The sequence below is a fragment of the Devosia sp. RR2S18 genome, assembly GCF_030177755.1.
GTDB lineage: Bacteria > Pseudomonadota > Alphaproteobacteria > Rhizobiales > Devosiaceae > Devosia > Devosia rhizosphaerae.
The window spans coordinates 1,995,254-2,010,887 of the sequence record NZ_CP126539.1 but is presented as its reverse complement, the minus strand read 5'-3'; the positions used below and the strand labels follow the sequence as shown (position 1 = coordinate 2,010,887).

17 protein-coding genes and 1 tRNA gene are annotated in these 15,634 nt (G+C 59.8%); 7 read left to right on the top strand and 11 right to left on the bottom strand.

The window, feature by feature from the left end:
- Positions 1-28: 28 nt before the first annotated feature.
- The gene (cysN, locus tag QOV41_RS10060) at positions 29-1,915 is read right to left on the bottom strand and encodes a sulfate adenylyltransferase subunit CysN (RefSeq protein ID WP_284576342.1); all 1,887 of its coding nucleotides are present in this window, start codon (positions 1,913-1,915) and stop codon (positions 29-31) included.
- Positions 1,915-2,820, bottom strand: coding sequence for a sulfate adenylyltransferase subunit CysD (gene cysD, locus QOV41_RS10055; protein WP_284576341.1), 906 nt, complete (start codon positions 2,818-2,820; stop codon positions 1,915-1,917). The genes cysN and cysD overlap by 1 nt, the downstream gene beginning before the upstream one ends.
- Before the next feature lie 281 nt (positions 2,821-3,101).
- On the opposite strand from cysD, the gene QOV41_RS10050 reads away from it, so the two are divergent.
- Together QOV41_RS10050 and QOV41_RS10045 are read left to right on the top strand one after the other, a co-directional pair.
- Positions 3,102-3,177: transfer RNA gene (locus QOV41_RS10050), tRNA-Thr, on the top strand.
- 243 nt (positions 3,178-3,420) lie between these two features.
- Positions 3,421-3,822: a hypothetical protein gene (locus QOV41_RS10045; protein WP_284576340.1), complete on the top strand. Its 402-nt coding sequence runs from the start codon at positions 3,421-3,423 to the stop codon at positions 3,820-3,822.
- Positions 3,823-3,906: 84 nt separating this feature from the next.
- Here QOV41_RS10045 and QOV41_RS10040 read toward each other — a convergent pair whose 3' ends face one another.
- The 4 genes from QOV41_RS10040 to QOV41_RS10025 are packed head-to-tail and all read right to left on the bottom strand — an operon-like array spanning position 3,907 to position 5,882.
- Positions 3,907-4,737, bottom strand: coding sequence for a hypothetical protein (locus tag QOV41_RS10040; RefSeq protein WP_284576339.1), 831 nt, complete (start codon positions 4,735-4,737; stop codon positions 3,907-3,909).
- Positions 4,738-4,789: 52 nt separating this feature from the next.
- Positions 4,790-5,404, bottom strand: a complete 615-nt coding sequence (locus QOV41_RS10035) for a metallophosphoesterase (protein ID WP_284576338.1) — start codon at positions 5,402-5,404, stop codon at positions 4,790-4,792.
- On the bottom strand, positions 5,401-5,652 hold the full coding sequence (locus tag QOV41_RS10030; RefSeq protein WP_284576337.1) for a hypothetical protein: 252 nt from the start codon (positions 5,650-5,652) through the stop codon (positions 5,401-5,403). Before QOV41_RS10030 ends, QOV41_RS10035 begins: the two co-directional genes overlap by 4 nt.
- A complete protein-coding gene (locus QOV41_RS10025) occupies positions 5,649-5,882 on the bottom strand; it encodes a hypothetical protein (protein WP_284576336.1) in 234 nt (77 codons plus the stop codon). Before QOV41_RS10025 ends, QOV41_RS10030 begins: the two co-directional genes overlap by 4 nt.
- Before the next feature lie 365 nt (positions 5,883-6,247).
- Here QOV41_RS10025 and QOV41_RS10020 point away from each other — a divergent pair, with 365 nt between their 5' ends.
- On the top strand, positions 6,248-6,502 hold the full coding sequence (locus tag QOV41_RS10020; RefSeq protein WP_284576335.1) for a hypothetical protein: 255 nt from the start codon (positions 6,248-6,250) through the stop codon (positions 6,500-6,502).
- 1,257 nt (positions 6,503-7,759) lie between these two features.
- Here QOV41_RS10020 and QOV41_RS10015 read toward each other — a convergent pair.
- From QOV41_RS10015 to QOV41_RS10000, 4 genes are all read right to left on the bottom strand, one after another.
- On the bottom strand, positions 7,760-8,143 hold the full coding sequence (locus QOV41_RS10015; RefSeq protein WP_284576334.1) for a rhodanese-like domain-containing protein: 384 nt from the start codon (positions 8,141-8,143) through the stop codon (positions 7,760-7,762).
- Positions 8,144-8,400: 257 nt separating this feature from the next.
- Positions 8,401-8,820, bottom strand: coding sequence for a hypothetical protein (locus QOV41_RS10010; protein ID WP_284576333.1), 420 nt, complete (start codon positions 8,818-8,820; stop codon positions 8,401-8,403).
- A gap of 58 nt (positions 8,821-8,878) precedes the next feature.
- Positions 8,879-9,640 carry a glutathione S-transferase family protein gene (locus QOV41_RS10005; protein WP_284576332.1) on the bottom strand — a complete coding sequence of 254 codons (762 nt, stop codon included), beginning with the start codon at positions 9,638-9,640 and terminating at the stop codon, positions 8,879-8,881.
- Positions 9,641-9,676: 36 nt separating this feature from the next.
- On the bottom strand, positions 9,677-10,270 hold the full coding sequence (locus tag QOV41_RS10000) for a TetR/AcrR family transcriptional regulator (protein ID WP_284576331.1): 594 nt from the start codon (positions 10,268-10,270) through the stop codon (positions 9,677-9,679).
- Positions 10,271-10,416: 146 nt separating this feature from the next.
- Between QOV41_RS10000 and QOV41_RS09995 the strand changes: the two genes are divergently transcribed.
- Complete coding sequence (locus QOV41_RS09995) at positions 10,417-10,689, top strand: hypothetical protein (protein ID WP_284576330.1); 273 nt, start codon at positions 10,417-10,419, stop codon at positions 10,687-10,689.
- A gap of 108 nt (positions 10,690-10,797) precedes the next feature.
- On the opposite strand, the gene QOV41_RS09990 is transcribed toward QOV41_RS09995, so the two are convergent.
- Positions 10,798-11,208 (bottom strand): hypothetical protein, encoded by a 411-nt coding sequence (locus tag QOV41_RS09990; protein ID WP_284576329.1) that lies wholly within the window; start codon positions 11,206-11,208, stop codon positions 10,798-10,800.
- Positions 11,209-11,416: 208 nt separating this feature from the next.
- Between QOV41_RS09990 and QOV41_RS09985 the strand changes: the two genes are divergently transcribed.
- From QOV41_RS09985 to QOV41_RS09975, 3 genes are all read left to right on the top strand, one after another.
- Positions 11,417-12,616 carry a GGDEF domain-containing protein gene (locus QOV41_RS09985; RefSeq protein WP_284576328.1) on the top strand — a complete coding sequence of 400 codons (1,200 nt, stop codon included), beginning with the start codon at positions 11,417-11,419 and terminating at the stop codon, positions 12,614-12,616.
- Between the two features lie 1,155 nt (positions 12,617-13,771).
- Positions 13,772-14,191, top strand: a complete 420-nt coding sequence (locus tag QOV41_RS09980; RefSeq protein ID WP_284576327.1) for a Ros/MucR family transcriptional regulator — start codon at positions 13,772-13,774, stop codon at positions 14,189-14,191.
- 462 nt (positions 14,192-14,653) lie between these two features.
- A complete protein-coding gene (locus tag QOV41_RS09975; protein WP_284576326.1) occupies positions 14,654-15,250 on the top strand; it encodes a 2-hydroxychromene-2-carboxylate isomerase in 597 nt (198 codons plus the stop codon).
- Positions 15,251-15,634: the final 384 nt, after the last annotated feature.

The window sequence follows — 15,634 nt, the reverse complement described above, 5'->3', positions numbered from 1 at the left end:
TTCCAAGTCAACAGCGCCCATCCGGCGCCTAGAGCTTCAACCATCCATGGAGCCTATCGGCAAGCGACACCAGCTCCTCCGCCGCCCCATGCAGTACCATATCAGGCGCAGATGGTGGCTCGAACGGCGAGTCGATGCCCGTGAAGTTCGTGATCTCGCCGGCACGAGCGCGCTTGTAGAGCCCCTTGGGATCACGCGCTTCGCAGACCTCGAGCGGCGTATCGACATAGACTTCCATGAAGTCGATATCGCCGGCAATCTCGCGGGCAAGACGCCGCTCCTTCTCGAAGGGCGAGATAAAGGAGACCAGCACGATCAGCCCAGCATCGGCCATGAGCCGTGCCACTTCGGCGACCCGGCGAATGTTCTCGATGCGGGCGGCTTCGGTGAAGCCCAAATCCTTGTTGAGGCCGTGCCGGACGTTATCCCCGTCGAGAATATAGCAGTGCTTGCCCTCGGCGGTGAGGCGCTTCTCGAGGAGGTTGGCGATGGAGGACTTGCCAGAGCCAGAAAGCCCGGTGAACCAGATGATCTGCGGCTTCTGCCCCTTGAGCCGGGCGCGAACGTCCCGGTTCACGTCGAACTCCTGATAGGTCAGGTTCTGCGCCCGCCGCAGGCCGAACTCGATCGTGCCTGCACCAAGCGTCGCGTTGGACAGCCGATCGATCAGGATGAACCCGCCAGTGAGCCCATTCTTTGCATAGGGATCAAAGGCTATCGGCTTGTCAGTGGCGATGGTGACCGTCGCCACTTCGTTGAGGTCAACCTTGGTGGCCGCCGTCTGCTCCAACGTGTTTACATTGGTGCGGAATTTGAGATCGGTGATGGTGGCCGGCACCAGCTGCGAGCCGAGCTTGAGGAGGTAGGAGCGCCCGGGGAAAGCCGGCTGTTCGTGCATCCAGATCACACGCGCCTGGAACTGGTTGGAATATTCTGGGGTCTCGCCTGGCCGGGACAGTAGATCACCACGCGAAATATCGACCTCACGGTCCAGAACCAACGTCACCGCCTGTCCGTCACCGGCGCGCTCGATATCACCATCCATGGTGACAATGCGGCTGATCACGGCCGGCTTGCGCGAGGAGGCAATTAACACCTCATCCCCGGTGGCGATACTGCCCGAAGCTACCGTGCCGGAGAAGCCGCGGAAATCGAGATTGGGGCGGTTCACCCATTGCACGGGGAAGCGGAAGGGCCGCTCTGCCTGGTCCTCGGTGACCTCGATGGCTTCGAGATAAGGCACCAGCGGGGTGTCGCTGAACCACGGCATCTTGGCGCTCTTGGCCAGAATGTTGTCACCCCGCAGCGCCGAGACCGGCACTGCATGGAGGGTCTTGAAGCCGAGTGGCTCGGCAAAGGCACGGTACTCGGTCACGATGCGGTCGAACCCCGCCTGGTCGTAGTCGACGAGGTCGATCTTGTTGACCACCAAGACCACGTGCTTCACCCCGATCAACGACAGAATGAAGCTGTGGCGTCGCGTCTGCGTCAGCACGCCCTTGCGCGCATCGATCAGCACCAGCGCCAAATCGGCATTGGAGGCGCCGGTCGCCATATTGCGCGTATATTGCTCGTGGCCGGGCGTATCGGCGACGATGAACTTGCGCTTGTCGGTCGAGAAGAACCGATAGGCCACATCGATGGTGATGCCCTGTTCGCGCTCGGCGGTGAGCCCATCGACCAGGAGCGAGAAGTCGATGCCTTCTTCGCCCACCATGCGGTTGCGGGATTCATTGCGCAGGCTCGCCAGTTGATCATCCAGCACCAGTTGGCTGTCATAAAGCAGGCGCCCGATCAGGGTGGACTTGCCATCATCGACGCTGCCGCAGGTGAGGAATCGCAGCAGCGACTTTTCGGTCTGCTGGGCCAACCAGAGATCGAGATCGGTGTTGGGTGTAGCCAGGGAAAGGCTCATCAGAAATACCCTTCCTGCTTCTTCTTTTCCATCGAGCCAGCGGAGTCGCTGTCGATCAGGCGGCCCTCGCGTTCCGAGGTGCGGCTGGCCTGCATTTCCATGATGATCGAGGGCAGGTCAGAAGCCGTCGAGCGGATGGCACCGGTCAGCGGGTAGCAGCCGAGGGTGCGGAACCGCACGGTTTCCATGCGCGGCGTCTCGCCCGACCGGAGTGGCAGGCGCTCATCATCCACCATGATCAGCGTGCCCGAGCGCTCCACCACCGGGCGTGGCTTGGCGAAGTAAAGCGGGACGATGGGGATGTTTTCCGAATAGATGTAGGTCCAGACGTCAAGCTCGGTCCAGTTGCTGATTGGGAAGACGCGCATGCTCTCGCCCGGATTGAGGCGGGTGTTGAACACGCGCCAGAGCTCGGGCCGCTGGTTCTTGGGATCCCAGGCGTGCGACGCATTGCGATGGGAGAAGACCCGCTCCTTGGCCCGGGACTTTTCCTCGTCGCGCCGCGCACCACCGATGGCGGCATCATACTTGCCGGCGTTCAGCGCCTGCCTAAGGGCCGCGGTCTTCATGATGTCGGTATAGCGGGAGGAGCCATGGTCGAACGGATTGATCCCATCGCGCACGCCATCCTGATTAGTATGGCGGATGAGATCGAAGCCATAGTCCTCCGCTGTACGCTCGCGAAAGGCGATCATCTCGCGGAACTTGAAGGTGGTGTCGACATGCAGAAGCGGGAACGGGATCTTGCTGGGGTAGAACGCCTTGCGCGCCAGATGCAGCAGGACGCTGGAATCCTTGCCGATCGAATACATCATCACCGGCCGCTCGAAACTGGCGGCAACCTCGCGCAGGATCTCGATGCTCTCGGCCTCGAGGGTTTCCAGATGGGTGAGGCGAGTGGTCACTCGTGTCTCCTTCAGGCGGCACAGATGGCGTCCGTGTGCCGCTTTCGTACGGCTCAAACCGCTGCGCTGACAAGCCGCAAACACCTGCACCACAGGGGGTTCAGGCATATTCATCCGACACCTCGGCCATACCTGCCAAGCTAGTGCTCACACAGACTGCGCGCGCGGAGATTGATGCGCGAGGGCAGCACGGCGCGCAAAAAAAATTCATCTCCTAGAAGCGCAAACCGGAGCCCCAACCCGTTGCCCCCGTCCCATCACAATGCTAATGGCAGCAGCGCGCCGGTATAGCTCAGTTGGTAGAGCACCTGATTTGTAATCAGGGGGTCGCGGGTTCAAGCCCTGCTGCCGGCACCATCAATATTCTCAGAAATCCTGTACTTCTCCCCTGCCCCGGTTATCCACACGCGGGGACAGGGACAGCATGGGGACAGCCGACTTAAAATCTAGTGGGCTGCCGCAGACAGAATCGGTCGTCAGTGGTGCATGACGTCCGCGATCTGATCTCCGTTCTGAAGGGATCAACGAAAATGGTCGGTGCCGCTGAGCGCTATGCCGATGACTTCAAGAAGAACGACACGACCCCGTCGCGGCGTAAGTATGCCGCACTGGAGCCGCTGCTGGTCGAGGCCCTCGAGCTCTTATGACCGGATCCGGCACGACTTCCGCGAGGTCTACAACGAGCACATCGGGTCCGGCGCCGGCCGCATGCGCATCGTCGAGGAAGCCCCTGCCCGGAAGAAGGCCTTCGACTTCCGGTTCAGCCATCAGAAGCCCAACAAGTACCGGCTGACCAAGGGCGCGGCATTCCCGATCCTCGCCGGCTTCCGGAACTTCGTCGACTACAACCCCAAGACCAACACCGCGTCATGGGTCGGCGGCTTCAGCAATGTTCGGGAGATGTGGTCGGAAATTGCGCCCGAGCTGGTACGGGAGACGGCTGCGGCCACACGTGAGATTGGTCGCACGCCCGACCTGATCGGCAAGAGCCGCAATCACTGACAGCATCCACCGGCTCATCGAGAACGGCTGCTGCGGCTGAAGCTCAAGGAGATGCAGAACTAAGTTCCGCGCAACGAACTGACCTCAAACCGCCTGGTCTGAAGTCAGAGCAATCGCCTTCTTCAGTTCGTTTATCGTTCGGCGGTCCGCGGGGCGATCGAAGTACCGCTCCAGCCAAAGCATGCTGACCTCCATCCGGCGGAGCTGTGTCAGCATTGCTTCGGGATCGTTGCCGGTATCGTACCAGTGCCCCGCATTCGCACCGGCCTGTGCGGCAAGCTGGGCCAACTCGACGATAACGGCCTTCATCAGGGTCGGATCATAAAAAGGCCCCAGCTGAGGTTTGCCATTGGCCGGGCCCATCAGGCGGAAACCCTCCCAGGTGGCATGGGCCGCGTACTCACAGAACATACGATAGTTCTTGCCCCGCTTGCCTTCGGTGAAGCCGTCATAGGTGTCTAGGAACTCCCTGACCTTCCGGGGCGCGAAAACTGTTTGCCGGGTCTTGTGGTCTGACTCCCGCCATTGCTTGATACGCGCCGGTTCACGGATGAACATGCTCATCAGGAACACGACTTCCATGATGTCGCGCTGCACCATTGCCGATATCTGGTAGTAGCCCCGCAGCGCCTGACCGAGGCTGGCCGCTATGTCGTTCCACATGCGGCATGTGAGCAACTGGATCGTTTCATGATCCAGATCCTTGGAGGGTCGGCCCACGAAGAAGTGGATGTAATCCATCACGGTTTCGATCAGCTCCACATGATCCATCAGTTCCGGGTCCTCCTCGATGACCTTCACCGACTCCTCGCGGTAACTCAGCTCGCCGCCGTGAAGCGTGTGCAGGTTCACCGGAAGCTTGCGCTGGAGGCGGGCCCGCTCGGCAGCCGCCTTCCTTGCCTTCGCCTCACCCATGTGCCCTCCAGTATCAGACTCATGGGAGAGTATAGCTGACCTCGCCTGGAACTCAGCCGAGCGTTTCTTCCGGCTCCTCCTCAATGTCGTCGAGCGCATCCACGGGCTCACCCCTGGAAAAGTTCACCATCGGCAGGGTGTCCATCCGCTCCCTGATCTGAGGCAGGATTACGGGTGTGTATCCCCAGCTATCGACGCCCACATCCAGCGTGTTCCGCGCACCGGGCAGCCGGCCATGGGAGTGGCCGTAGAGCATGATCGATCCATAGCGCTGACCCGGCCATGTCCGCATGCCGTAGTGAGACATGACGATCTGCAGGCCGTCGACGGAAAGCATGGCGAAGTCGCCGACCCAGTCCCAGCCCAGCTTCATGGTTTCCCTGGTGTCGTGATTGCCGAGCACGATGCACTTCTGCCCGTTGAGCCGCTTGAATATCTGCTGCATGCGCTGGGGGGGGCAGCGGTGGGCGAAATCGCCGAGGTGCCAGATCTGATCGTTCGGCTGCACAGTCGCGTTCCAGCACTCGATCAGGGCTTCGTCGTGCTCCTCGATCGTGCTGAAGGGCCGCTCCTGGCCGGCGAAAGTCAGGACGCTGCGGTGGCCGAAATGGGTATCGGCGGTGAAGAGAATGCGCCCGTTGCGGCGCGGGATGTCGTGGCGGCTCATGCTGCGAATCCGATCTTGATGCTGGCAAGCTGCAGGACTGGATCCAAGCACTCGCGGATCGTGCTCACCCCCTCGGCAAATCCCACCGAAGGAACGGTCCAGGCGCTTAGCTTAAGACGGCCCCACTCGGAAGCGCGATGCTCGACGAAGGCCTGGTAGTCGATGTCGATGGTACTGACCTCTTCCGCCAGCTCGGTCCCATGAGAAGCGAGCGCCACCGTTCCGAGCATCACCGTTCCGAGCATCACTGCTGCCACCCAATGACCTGATCGATCAACCAGTCCTGATATTCAGTGCTCGACTTCCAATCCATGACGACCGACGCGCCGTATGCGACGAACAAGCTTGCGTCTTCTAAACTGAAAACACATTCCTGAATGTGCCATGCAGCGGCGTGGCGGACTGCATCGAGCCACTGTTCGGCGTCCCAATGGGGCTGGCGCGGCGGCAAAGCTTCGTCGAACGCAATGATGTTCATGCAATGAACCTCCTCATACACATACGAAAGGTGTGCCCCACGCCTTGGAAAGTGACAAACCCGGCGAGATAAAGAGGCACGGAACTGGTTGGAAGGCGCAGTTGAGTCACGGACCCGATCCGACGGTGAGAGCCAGCGTTCAGTTGAGCGGCCGCATCATCGACATGCATTTCCGAGGGCACTCAGGCCAGCTTGCCGCTATCATCCTGGAGAGTTGCTCTTCAGGCGCAGATTTCAACGAGCATAAGGATTTGGCGTCCTGCCGGCGTAAGGTAAGCGCGGCGGTCCGGGCACGCCGCACTCGTGAGTTGATCCGCTGCCACGAACTGTCATGGTTCGTGTCTGGACCTCCACCGGGTGCTCGCATGAACTTCATCGACCCGAACCCGACCTCAGAAAGAACCTCGACCTGCCATTACCTCGTGGTCTCCATAGATGGCGCATGGTGGGTAGACTGCGAAGGCAAACCTTTTGGGCCGATGGCGACAAAGGACGAAGCGATCAGCTCCACGGTCAAGCTGATCGAAGGCTTTGGTGATCAGAATAGGTCGGCGGACATCTGGGCTCCGGACGAGAACGGCAGGAGCAAGCTGGTCTGGAAGCGCGGGGCAGTTCGGTAGGGTCCGTAAGTGGCGTTTGGGCCGAAGGGCAAATGCACTACCTGCGTTCCGATGAGCTTCACCCTCTCGAATTGGCTGCTAGCTCCACCCTCGGCATCTGTTCTGTCTAGGTTGGGGCCGTCTCCGGACGGGCCCATCTGAGTAACTCTGAGAGGATAGCTGCCATTGGCCAGACGGCGCCCCTCCGGCAGGTAGCGACCCCATTTCTGCCGTTCAAGGTCCGAACGGCTCTTCCCGAAAGCGGCCGCTGGCGGGAAACTCTCATCAGCGGAATGCCGGGGTGGCAGAATCGCCACGAGCGGGGGGAAGACTCCTGTCATTTGTTCCGCACCGGAACAGATAACCGCCTCCTGGATTAAGTCGCTTTCGCGAGGAGAACCCATGTACAAGACCGTATCAGCCCTGATTGTAACCGCCGCACTAGCAGGTTGCGCCACCGCACCTCGAGACAGGGTTGTCGGGGTAGTCGCAACCTCACCAGCACCAGTGTACCGTGCTATTGCTACACAACCCGCCTCGGCTTCCCAGGCGAAGCCTCAGGTGCAACAGGTCCGGCCGGCAGCGACACCAACGCCTAAGTCGGCGCCAGCTCCGAAGTCTAGCTCAGCTCCAGAGCCTGAAACCAGGCCAACTCCCGATGCAGATCTCGCCCGGTTGAAACCTGGCGCCGCTTACATCGGCTCCTTCCCAGAGGCAGAACGGCGGGCTGCATGCCTCCGGCTCGACTATACGGAAGGCACTGGTGAGTTCGCTCGCTGCCTTGAGGGCAACTTCCCAGAGAACCCCTATTTCGGTGGCTAGGGACTTCAGGTGATCACTTCCAATGACCGGGTCCGGCACCATGAGGTGGAGATCGAGAAGCTTCAGCAAACCATAGAAGACCTCCGTTCCAATCGGATCGAAGTTCGCCCACCGTAATCCGATGGGTCAATGGCCCCGATGGACGTTGAGGGCGAGGTTTCTCTGTGCGAGCAACGGATCTCCATCCTCCGAGACGCAATCGATGTGGCAAAAGCGGGCGACGGAAAACCTAGGTCAGCTCGCCGGAAAGCGAAGAGCGTCAGCATTGTCGCTGGTTTGTTTGCCCTTTCTCGTCGCCCTCAGCGAGGATCTAGATTGGCGCCTCTTATCTGTTTGGAGGGGTGCTTCACCTGAGGTGGTTGCCATTGGTTTGGCGTCAACCGAGCTGATGATCAAAGTTGCCCCTCGGGCGGTGAGCCAGTACCCCTCAAGTGCCAGGTTCGCGATGTTCACGTACTAGCTGGCTTTCTCCACTTCACCGCCAGCCTCAGCCCAGTCCTTGAAACCACCAAGATTGTATACCTTCTCATACCCCATATCTTTGAGGGTCTTGCCACTAAGCGCAGAACGACCGCCCGAGGCGCAATGCAGGATAATGGGTCGGTCCTTCACAAGATTGGGGTCGTGATACTGTGTGTCAGGGTCTGCGCGAAACTCGAGCATGCCTCGAGGGATGTGAACAGAGCCCGGTATTTTGCCGTTCGACTGAAGTTCCGGCATGTCACGGACATCCACAATGACCGCCTTCTCTTCGGCTACCATTCGGCGTGCCGCGTCTGGCGATATCTTCGGCACCTCCGCATTGGCGGCGCTTAGCAGGTCTTTCACACTGGTTCCCATCTCATCCTCCTCCGGTCAGGGTGTATCCTTACTGTCAGCGATTGCGCCTCCGTGGTTGGGCTTCGCGGCCCGGGAGCACTGCACTCGCTGAGAATGCCCTCGCCTTTCGACTGAGATCTCAATCTATTCACAAGTGGCATCGGCTTTGTGCAGTGCCGATGCGCGAGCAATGTTAGAGCACCAGAGAGTACCAGTTCGAGCGGCGGTGATGCCGTCCAGTGCGGTGCCAGGCGGCATCTTGAGTTCAGTTCGCTTGACTATTCAGGCTGGATCTTGGCGACTTCCTCAGGGCTGAGGAAGTACATGTGGATGTCGTAATGGGGCACCTCGAACCCTTCATGGCCCTCGGCCTCGAAGGAAATGTTGGTGTGGTTGACTGGCGGCAGACCGTCCATTCCCGCAAGTTCCGGCCAAGACTTGCCCGCCGTGAACTCTTCCTGGGCGATCATGAACTCTAGGCAGACAATCTTGCCCTGGTGAACGCAGTAGATGGGACCGAGCGGCATATCAGCCGGATTGCCCCAGTGCTCACCCATTGCCGGAACTGTTGGGGAAATCTGAACTACCCCTTCCGGTAGAGTTCCGACGTCAGGCAGGTTTGCATAAGGATCATCCTGCGCCAACGCTGGACCCGAGGCGAGGATGATTGCACATGCTAAAGCAGCCTTCTTGATCATGGTGTTTCTCCTGTTGCGATCAAAGGTACCCACTTCAAAATCCAACCTACATCTCAGCTCAGGCTGCCTGGCCGGCTACCACCCTGTTGCTGAGATCGACATTTGCTTGTGCTTTTTGTGCAAAGCACAGTCCCTTCATGCGGTCGCAATACTGCCGTAGCACCGGGAGCGACTTCGCGTAGTCCCCCACGGGTGTTGACATCGTCCAGTACAACAGTGGAGCCAATAGCCCGAACACCGCTGCATCTGCGGTTGACGGTTGCTCACCGCCCAGGAACTTGCGCCCCTGCAGATAGGCAGCAAGCGCATCCAGGTCGTCCTTCCCCTTCCGTTCTATGTCTTCAGGCGAATGGCGGGCGATCCCTCTGGCGAAGAGCTGCTTTTGGAAGTGCCGCTTCAATACGGTGAAAAGCAGCTGGCTGACCGGGCCGGGCATTTCCCTGGACAAGAGGCCGCGCATATAGGCCGCGCCTTCCCGCGTGAGAAGAAGTTCCCATTCCAGCACCTGATGGAAGTGCTCTTCAAAGGTGCGCCGGAAGGCATGTCCAATTGCCAGCTGCTCTGGGGATAGATCGGCATCAAGGTCTATCTCGTGCTTGCGTGCTAAAAGCTGGATGATCAGCTCGCTGTCGGCGATCCGCTCACCATCAAGTTCAACCCAGGGGCTCTTGCCTTTGGGTCCCTTGCTGCTGTTGTTCTCGATCACCTGCTCGTAAGGGATCTTTGCCAGGGAAAGCCAGGCGAGGAGCTTCAGGGCAAATGGCCCGTTGGTGGGCAGCCCCCAGTCGGGGCTAAAGGTGAATACCCGCAGCTTCGACATGCCGTCCTCCTCCTCCCTTTCATCGACTTGCGTGCTCTACTCGCGCGCTCCGTTCTCCACCCAACCCACGATCACCGTTGTGATCTGATGCGCGGCCTCTTGGGGAGCCAGCCCCGCCCTGCGGAGACCCTGGTAAACCTCGAAATCCAACAGGCTTGCCGCGACACGGCATTGCCGCTCGTTAAGCTCGGCGGATTGCAGCGCCAGCTGCATCAAGCCAAGCCGGTTGTTTTCTTCCGCCTCCATAAACGGCTTGAGAACCGGAACCTTGTCCTGATCGCTGCGCACCAGCCCAAAGCCAGGAACACGCTCGAACCACTCGAAAACTGCCACTGCTAACTGCTCCACCCTCGCCCGCAAAGCGGTGATCCCCTCCAGAAGATCGGGTGTGGGAACAGGAGCAATGGTCATGGTGTGCTGACCGCAGGCGTTGATTGCATCCTCATAGGTTGGGAAGTGGTGGTACACCGATCCGACGCTGACGCCGGCCTCTTCAGCAATCTGTTTCATGGATGTTGCTGCCACTCCCTGCCGCTCGTGCAAGGCGAACGTAGCCTCCACGATACGCTGCCTCGTTTCCTGCGCTGCCTCACCGCGGCGGCCCAGGCGGTAACCTCTTGTTCGCTTCATTATTCGCCGATTGACCTTTCAATCAATCAAACTCCTCCTAACCACGGCTGTCAAGTGCATCGCCACCCGGCGCTGACTGCTTGCTGACTTCCACGATCCAAGTACCGTCACTGACGAGATGATAACCTCCCCGTCGAGGAGGTCATATGCTCCGTCTCTTTTGTTTTGCGTTGATGCTGGTGATACCAGTTGCTGCTCTTGGCGCCGAGCGTATAGTGCTCGTCGACACCTCTTTGATCATCAGGGGGATCGCCGACGCGATCGGGGCCGACTACGTCGGCTTACCGCAGCACGTCGAGCTTCCCGCCGCTGATGCTGCGGTCGCGTGCGGCACAGAGCCTCAGATGCTTATCAACCAATGTAGCGCCGTGCTCCCCACCCCGGAGCTGGTCGAAGCGATGGGAGATGAGCTGTCGTGAGGGCGCCTGGATCTCACCCGCAAAGATCCCAAATGCCTACTCACCCCGTCGCCGCCGATGCGCAGAAACTTCGACTGCGCAGGTCAGAGGTGCCGACGACCTAAAACTCTATATGCTCAGGCCGGGTGTTCGAATTCCAGTGAGCGAAAACTCGAACCGCTGGCCGGTATGAGGCGCGTCACCCGAAAAGATCGCGCCACTCCCGGTGGGCTGGCCATCCGCTACAAACTCCAGATTATCGCTACCCAGAAGGGCAACACCGCCGGTATCGGTGTGCCGGAGTGTCGTCACTGTGGCTCGGAGCTGCGCGCCGCTTCTAGTAAGTTTGCCATAGTAGGCCATGCCGCTGTCGCCGCCGGCGAAGCTATCGCCGTGTATGGCCACAACACCCGAAGCTTGTTTGCCCTGATATCTGAAGCGCACGCCATAGAGGCCACTCGGCAGGATCGACTGCCCTGCGCCTGAATTTTCCTCATTCCCAGTGCCTGCTCGCCGGGCAGTATCTCTGCCTACCTCCATGGCATCCTCCTTCTGGGAGAACGGTAGAAGAGGCTCTGGGTTGCGCAGCAGCGTGGCTGGCCTTGTGAAGCACATGCGGGAGCAAGGTTACGAAGTCCTAAGCACTTTCAACGATTGAGGGGGCACCCATGCCGGACGGATGCAGTTGAGAAGCACTTAATAACCTTCCCGCTCGACTATGGGCTCCATTGACTACCGGGAGGCAACCATGGGGCTGGACAACTCGACCCTGTTCGTTGCGAACATTGTCATCCTGCTCGTATCAGTCGCAGCCTATATGGGCGTGTGGCTACGCTCCCCGGCTGACCGCCATTGGCTGAGCTGGATCACGGCCAACTTCGCTCTTGCGGCAGGGCTGGTTCTTTATCTCACCGCACCGGACCTGCCGCCGCACCTTGCAGTATGGCCCGACGCGCTCCTGATAGCCGGGTTCAGCCTCCGCCTGGCCGCAGCTCGACAGTTTGGCGGAAGAACCATTCAGAGCATGATGGTGTGGGCCCCGGCCCCTGCCTTTATTGTCCTCGCGCTGCTCTCATCAGACCGGGCGGCCAACTATTCAGCCGCCAACGTGGTGCTGACCGGCCAAGCTTGCCTCGTGGCTTACGAGTTCTGGCGTGACCGCCAGGATGGACTCCTGTCGCGAATTGGCCTGATCGGCGCCTATCTAGTTATGGCGATCTCCTTTGGAGCCCGGGCCCTCCAAGGCATCGCCGCCGCAGATCAGATCAGCAGCTACATTCCGTACGACACCCTCCTGGAGGTGCACCTCATTGTAGCCCTCTTCCATCTCGCCACCGGCACACTTCTCGTGCTCTCGCTGGCTTCGGAGCGCGCTGCCGACGATTTGCGGCGGGCCGCGATGATGGATCCGCTGACTGGGCTCAGCAACCGCCGGGCTTTCGATGCGTACCTCCGAAGCAAGCTCGAGGCGGACTCCAGCCAGTTCGCTCTGGTGCTGTTCGACATCGACCACTTCAAGAGGGTCAACGACCGGCATGGTCATGCCGCAGGAGATGTCGTGCTCAAAAGCATCGGCGACCTCCTTCTTCATGGGATCAGCAATGGCAATTTCGTTGCCCGCATTGGTGGAGAGGAGTTCGCTGTGGTCCTTTCCGACGTGGATGCCGCTCAAGCATTCGAAGCGACCGAGCGTATCAGGAAGTTCATCGCAACTGCGGTTGTCACCCACGACGAAGTTGCTATTCAGGTGACCGCCAGTGCAGGCATCTGTCACTCCACAGAAGGGCATGACTACGACGGCTTGCTTGAGGCTGCAGATCACCAACTTTACCGGGCGAAACGGAGGGGGCGGAACCGGACGTACCAGCGAGGCCATGAGACAATCGTCCACCACTCAGCGAACTCTGGTTCGGCCGAGACTAGCTGGGTCTCGATGCAGCCCCGCTGAAAGGCCGCTCCGCAAAAGGAATACAGGACGTCACCTGAAGAGCCCCTCGCCGCCGTCTCGCCGGCCACGCACTGAATTCGAGAACAGATAACTGTTCCGCCGTGGAACAATCGTGATCACAGCACGAGTCTGCGCCATGATATCCTTGTTTCATACCGCCGACCTGATCGAAGTAGGTAAGGCGCACTTGAACACTCTGGCGGTGCCTTGACTGAACAACAGCAATCCTCGTGCAGACCCGCCCTTTCAAAGGTCACCATTGTGCCCCTGGAGCGGACTTCCTGCACTTCAGCAATAGCCGCGTTCGCATTGTTGATCTCCGTGTTCCTGATTGCAGCCTGGGTTGCCGCTACTGGCTTCCGTCTGTTCGCGCCGGATGCGTCAGACCAGCTGGTAGCCAACTACGTGCTGCCACTGTATCGAGGCCATTGATACGAGGCCGCCTTTGCATTGGGCTTGCTCCCTCGGCGGGTCAAAGTCTGGCTGACATGTTTCAGCTGCGGCACCACGGAGTGCACCGGCTTCGCTGCGACAGAAACGCCCGCAGCCAGCCTCGACCGACTCCGCTAGTTTGTGGCAGAAGGCCCGCTCGAAAGCAGCCTGGAGAGGTATAGTGGCCGCGACATGCAGCACATGCGGCGCAACGTCGGAGTGGGTTCCGCGCGAGAAGGGCTTCACCTATTGGCTCTCGGACGAGCTACGAGCCAAGTGCCCGCATCTGATGGGCGGTGAAGGTAAAGCCCAGCCTTACTGCCCTCGAATTGGTGAAGCCGTTTACAACGACTTCGACAGGTGGCGGCGCAACGCGCCGTAGCAGCCTAGCCGGTTGTCCTCTCAGCGCCATGGCTCTATCCTCCCGCCGCGGCGGGGCCGACTTGAGCGCGGCGCGATGTGCACGTGCCGCTTGGCTCGTTGGGACAGGAGACCTCGGTTGGTGGACGCCAATCGAGGTTTTCCTTTTGATGTGAAGAGAAGTCAGCAGTTGCTGAAGTAGAAGCGCGGCCGGAAAGCCAGGCTAGCCTGTAGATATGGTGGGTGATTGTTGCTGCGATGGAAAAGAGCAGCCTAATCCAGCCTTCATACCAAATTGGTCTTGCCGAACTGACGCGCGCCAGATTGATTGCAGGACGCAAGAAGAAGCGAGGAACGCCATAAATGGATGAACAGGAACACGCACCAGATTTTGTGGCTCTGACGACGGACGTGGTTGCGGCTTATGTCGCACACAACTCGCTCAGCCCCATGGACCTGCCGACTTTGATTGCAGATGTGCACTCAGCCCTTCGCACCACTCATGCTGGTGAGCCAGCCACCCCACCGGTGGAGCCGCAAAGGCCCGCGGTGCCGATAAAGAAGTCGGTAGCCCCAGAAGCCGTTATCTGCCTGGAATGCGGGCGTAAGATGAAGTCCCTGAAGCGGCACCTTGGAACCGACCATGAGCTGTCGCCGGACCAGTATCGTGCGAAATGGAACCTGCCTAAGGACTACCCGATGGTAGCTCCGGCCTACGCAGAGCGCCGTTCTGAGCTGGCCAAGACCCACGGGCTGGGAAGGAAAGCAGCAAACGCTGCTTGAGTAGCGTGCCACGCCTGCAGAATCTCGACCCTGGCGTTTGCCGACTAGACAGGCTTTGAACTCCGGCGCAGTCTCCCAGAGCGCTTTAATAAGTAGACCTCCACTCAGCCTCGGCAGCATTGCTCGCCGGGGCTATTTTGCATGCGGCAACGTCCTCGAATTCACGGACGCCGAGGCGAGTGACCGAGATCTGCAAAGGACCGCAGTATTGAAGGCGGTCTGATGGCCTCTGCCACCAGGAAAAAGAAAGCCCCAGCGCGGGCTGGGGCAAGTGATCTTTGGAAGTCACAGGGGTTAAGACCTGTGTGTGCCCACAATCCGTTCCGCAGCGAACCCGTTCCTGCCCAGCCGATCACAAATCACCCCAGAGCAAATGCAGCTCACGCAGGCGCCGCCTCTTACCTCTAGGCGATGGCAGAGTCCGCCTGTACCCTCCTCTCCCGGTGATTGGAGGAATGACCGATGGCAGGTACACTCGACGTCTTCTACTTTCCGGGGAGCACTTACACGTACCTGAGCGCCCTTCGCGCGGCTGCCTTAGCCGAGCAATCCGGCTTGGCCCTTCGCTGGCGCCCTTTCAACGTTCGCGCCATCATGGTCGAGATGGACAACATCCCATTCGCCAAAAAGCCAGCCAAGGCGGCGTACATGTGGCGCGACATCGAACGGCGGGCGAAGCGCTATGGCTTACCTTGGACTGGGCAACCTCCTTATCCAGTGGACCCTGAGTTGAAGGCACTGAGGATGGCCACTGTTGCAACGCTAGAGGGCTATGGTCAGCAGTTCGTTGAGGCGTCCTACAGGGCTTGGTTCATTGGCGGAAAGCCACCGGGTCTGGACGGCAACACGGAGGAGGTGCTTGCCCGGATCGGCATGGATGCAGAGCAGGTGGTGATCCGTGCCACCAGTCAGGAAATTGCTGAGAAGGTGGAACTCGAAACCAATGCCGCACGCGCACTGGGCATCTTTGGCTCACCGACCTTCGTTGTTGGTGAGGAAATATTCTGGGGTGATGACAGGCTTGAGGATGCCCTAGATTGGGCGCAGCAGCATGCCTGAGATACAGTCGCAGCACCAACACTCTTAACCATTCGCTTACTATACCGGCCGAGTCTAGGGCTCCAATCCGTCCTACCTCGGAGTTTAGTAATTGCGTACATTCACCGCTGTCGTCGGCTGCCTGGTCCTCTTGGCTGCCGTGCCCTCCATGAATGTAGGAGCGGCGACTAGAGAGAGCTCTGAACTGGATCTGCTCCGGCCAGGGGCTACGTATGTGAGCAACTTTCCTCACGCAGACCGCCGCGCAGCCTGCCTCGTACTCGACTATCTGGAGGGGACGCCCGCGTTCGCGAGTTGCCTGGAAGGTGATTTTCCCGAGAATCCTTGGTTCGCAGTTTAGCGAGGCTGCGCCCGTCCTTCACCACCGGCTTGGTCACCCGGGCA

Bases quoted from the DNA above. Each gene is read 5' to 3' on its own strand.
- QOV41_RS09985 (WP_284576328.1), top strand. From the start codon at position 11,417: ATGGGGCTGGACAACTCGACCCTGTTCGTTGCGAACATTGTCATCCTG.
- QOV41_RS10000 (WP_284576331.1), bottom strand. From the start codon at position 10,270: ATGAAGCGAACAAGAGGTTACCGCCTGGGCCGCCGCGGTGAGGCAGCG.
- QOV41_RS10045 (WP_284576340.1), top strand. From the start codon at position 3,421: ATGCCGCACTGGAGCCGCTGCTGGTCGAGGCCCTCGAGCTCTTATGAC.
- cysN (WP_284576342.1), bottom strand. From the start codon at position 1,915: ATGAGCCTTTCCCTGGCTACACCCAACACCGATCTCGATCTCTGGTTG.
- QOV41_RS09980 (WP_284576327.1), top strand. From the start codon at position 13,772: ATGGATGAACAGGAACACGCACCAGATTTTGTGGCTCTGACGACGGAC.
- QOV41_RS10035 (WP_284576338.1), bottom strand. From the start codon at position 5,404: ATGAGCCGCCACGACATCCCGCGCCGCAACGGGCGCATTCTCTTCACC.
- QOV41_RS09995 (WP_284576330.1), top strand. From the start codon at position 10,417: ATGCTCCGTCTCTTTTGTTTTGCGTTGATGCTGGTGATACCAGTTGCT.
- QOV41_RS09990 (WP_284576329.1), bottom strand. From the start codon at position 11,208: ATGGAGGTAGGCAGAGATACTGCCCGGCGAGCAGGCACTGGGAATGAG.
- QOV41_RS10025 (WP_284576336.1), bottom strand. From the start codon at position 5,882: ATGAACATCATTGCGTTCGACGAAGCTTTGCCGCCGCGCCAGCCCCAT.
- QOV41_RS10005 (WP_284576332.1), bottom strand. From the start codon at position 9,640: ATGTCGAAGCTGCGGGTATTCACCTTTAGCCCCGACTGGGGGCTGCCC.
- QOV41_RS10020 (WP_284576335.1), top strand. From the start codon at position 6,248: ATGAACTTCATCGACCCGAACCCGACCTCAGAAAGAACCTCGACCTGC.
- QOV41_RS09975 (WP_284576326.1), top strand. From the start codon at position 14,654: ATGGCAGGTACACTCGACGTCTTCTACTTTCCGGGGAGCACTTACACG.
- QOV41_RS10010 (WP_284576333.1), bottom strand. From the start codon at position 8,820: ATGATCAAGAAGGCTGCTTTAGCATGTGCAATCATCCTCGCCTCGGGT.
- QOV41_RS10040 (WP_284576339.1), bottom strand. From the start codon at position 4,737: ATGGGTGAGGCGAAGGCAAGGAAGGCGGCTGCCGAGCGGGCCCGCCTC.
- QOV41_RS10015 (WP_284576334.1), bottom strand. From the start codon at position 8,143: ATGGGAACCAGTGTGAAAGACCTGCTAAGCGCCGCCAATGCGGAGGTG.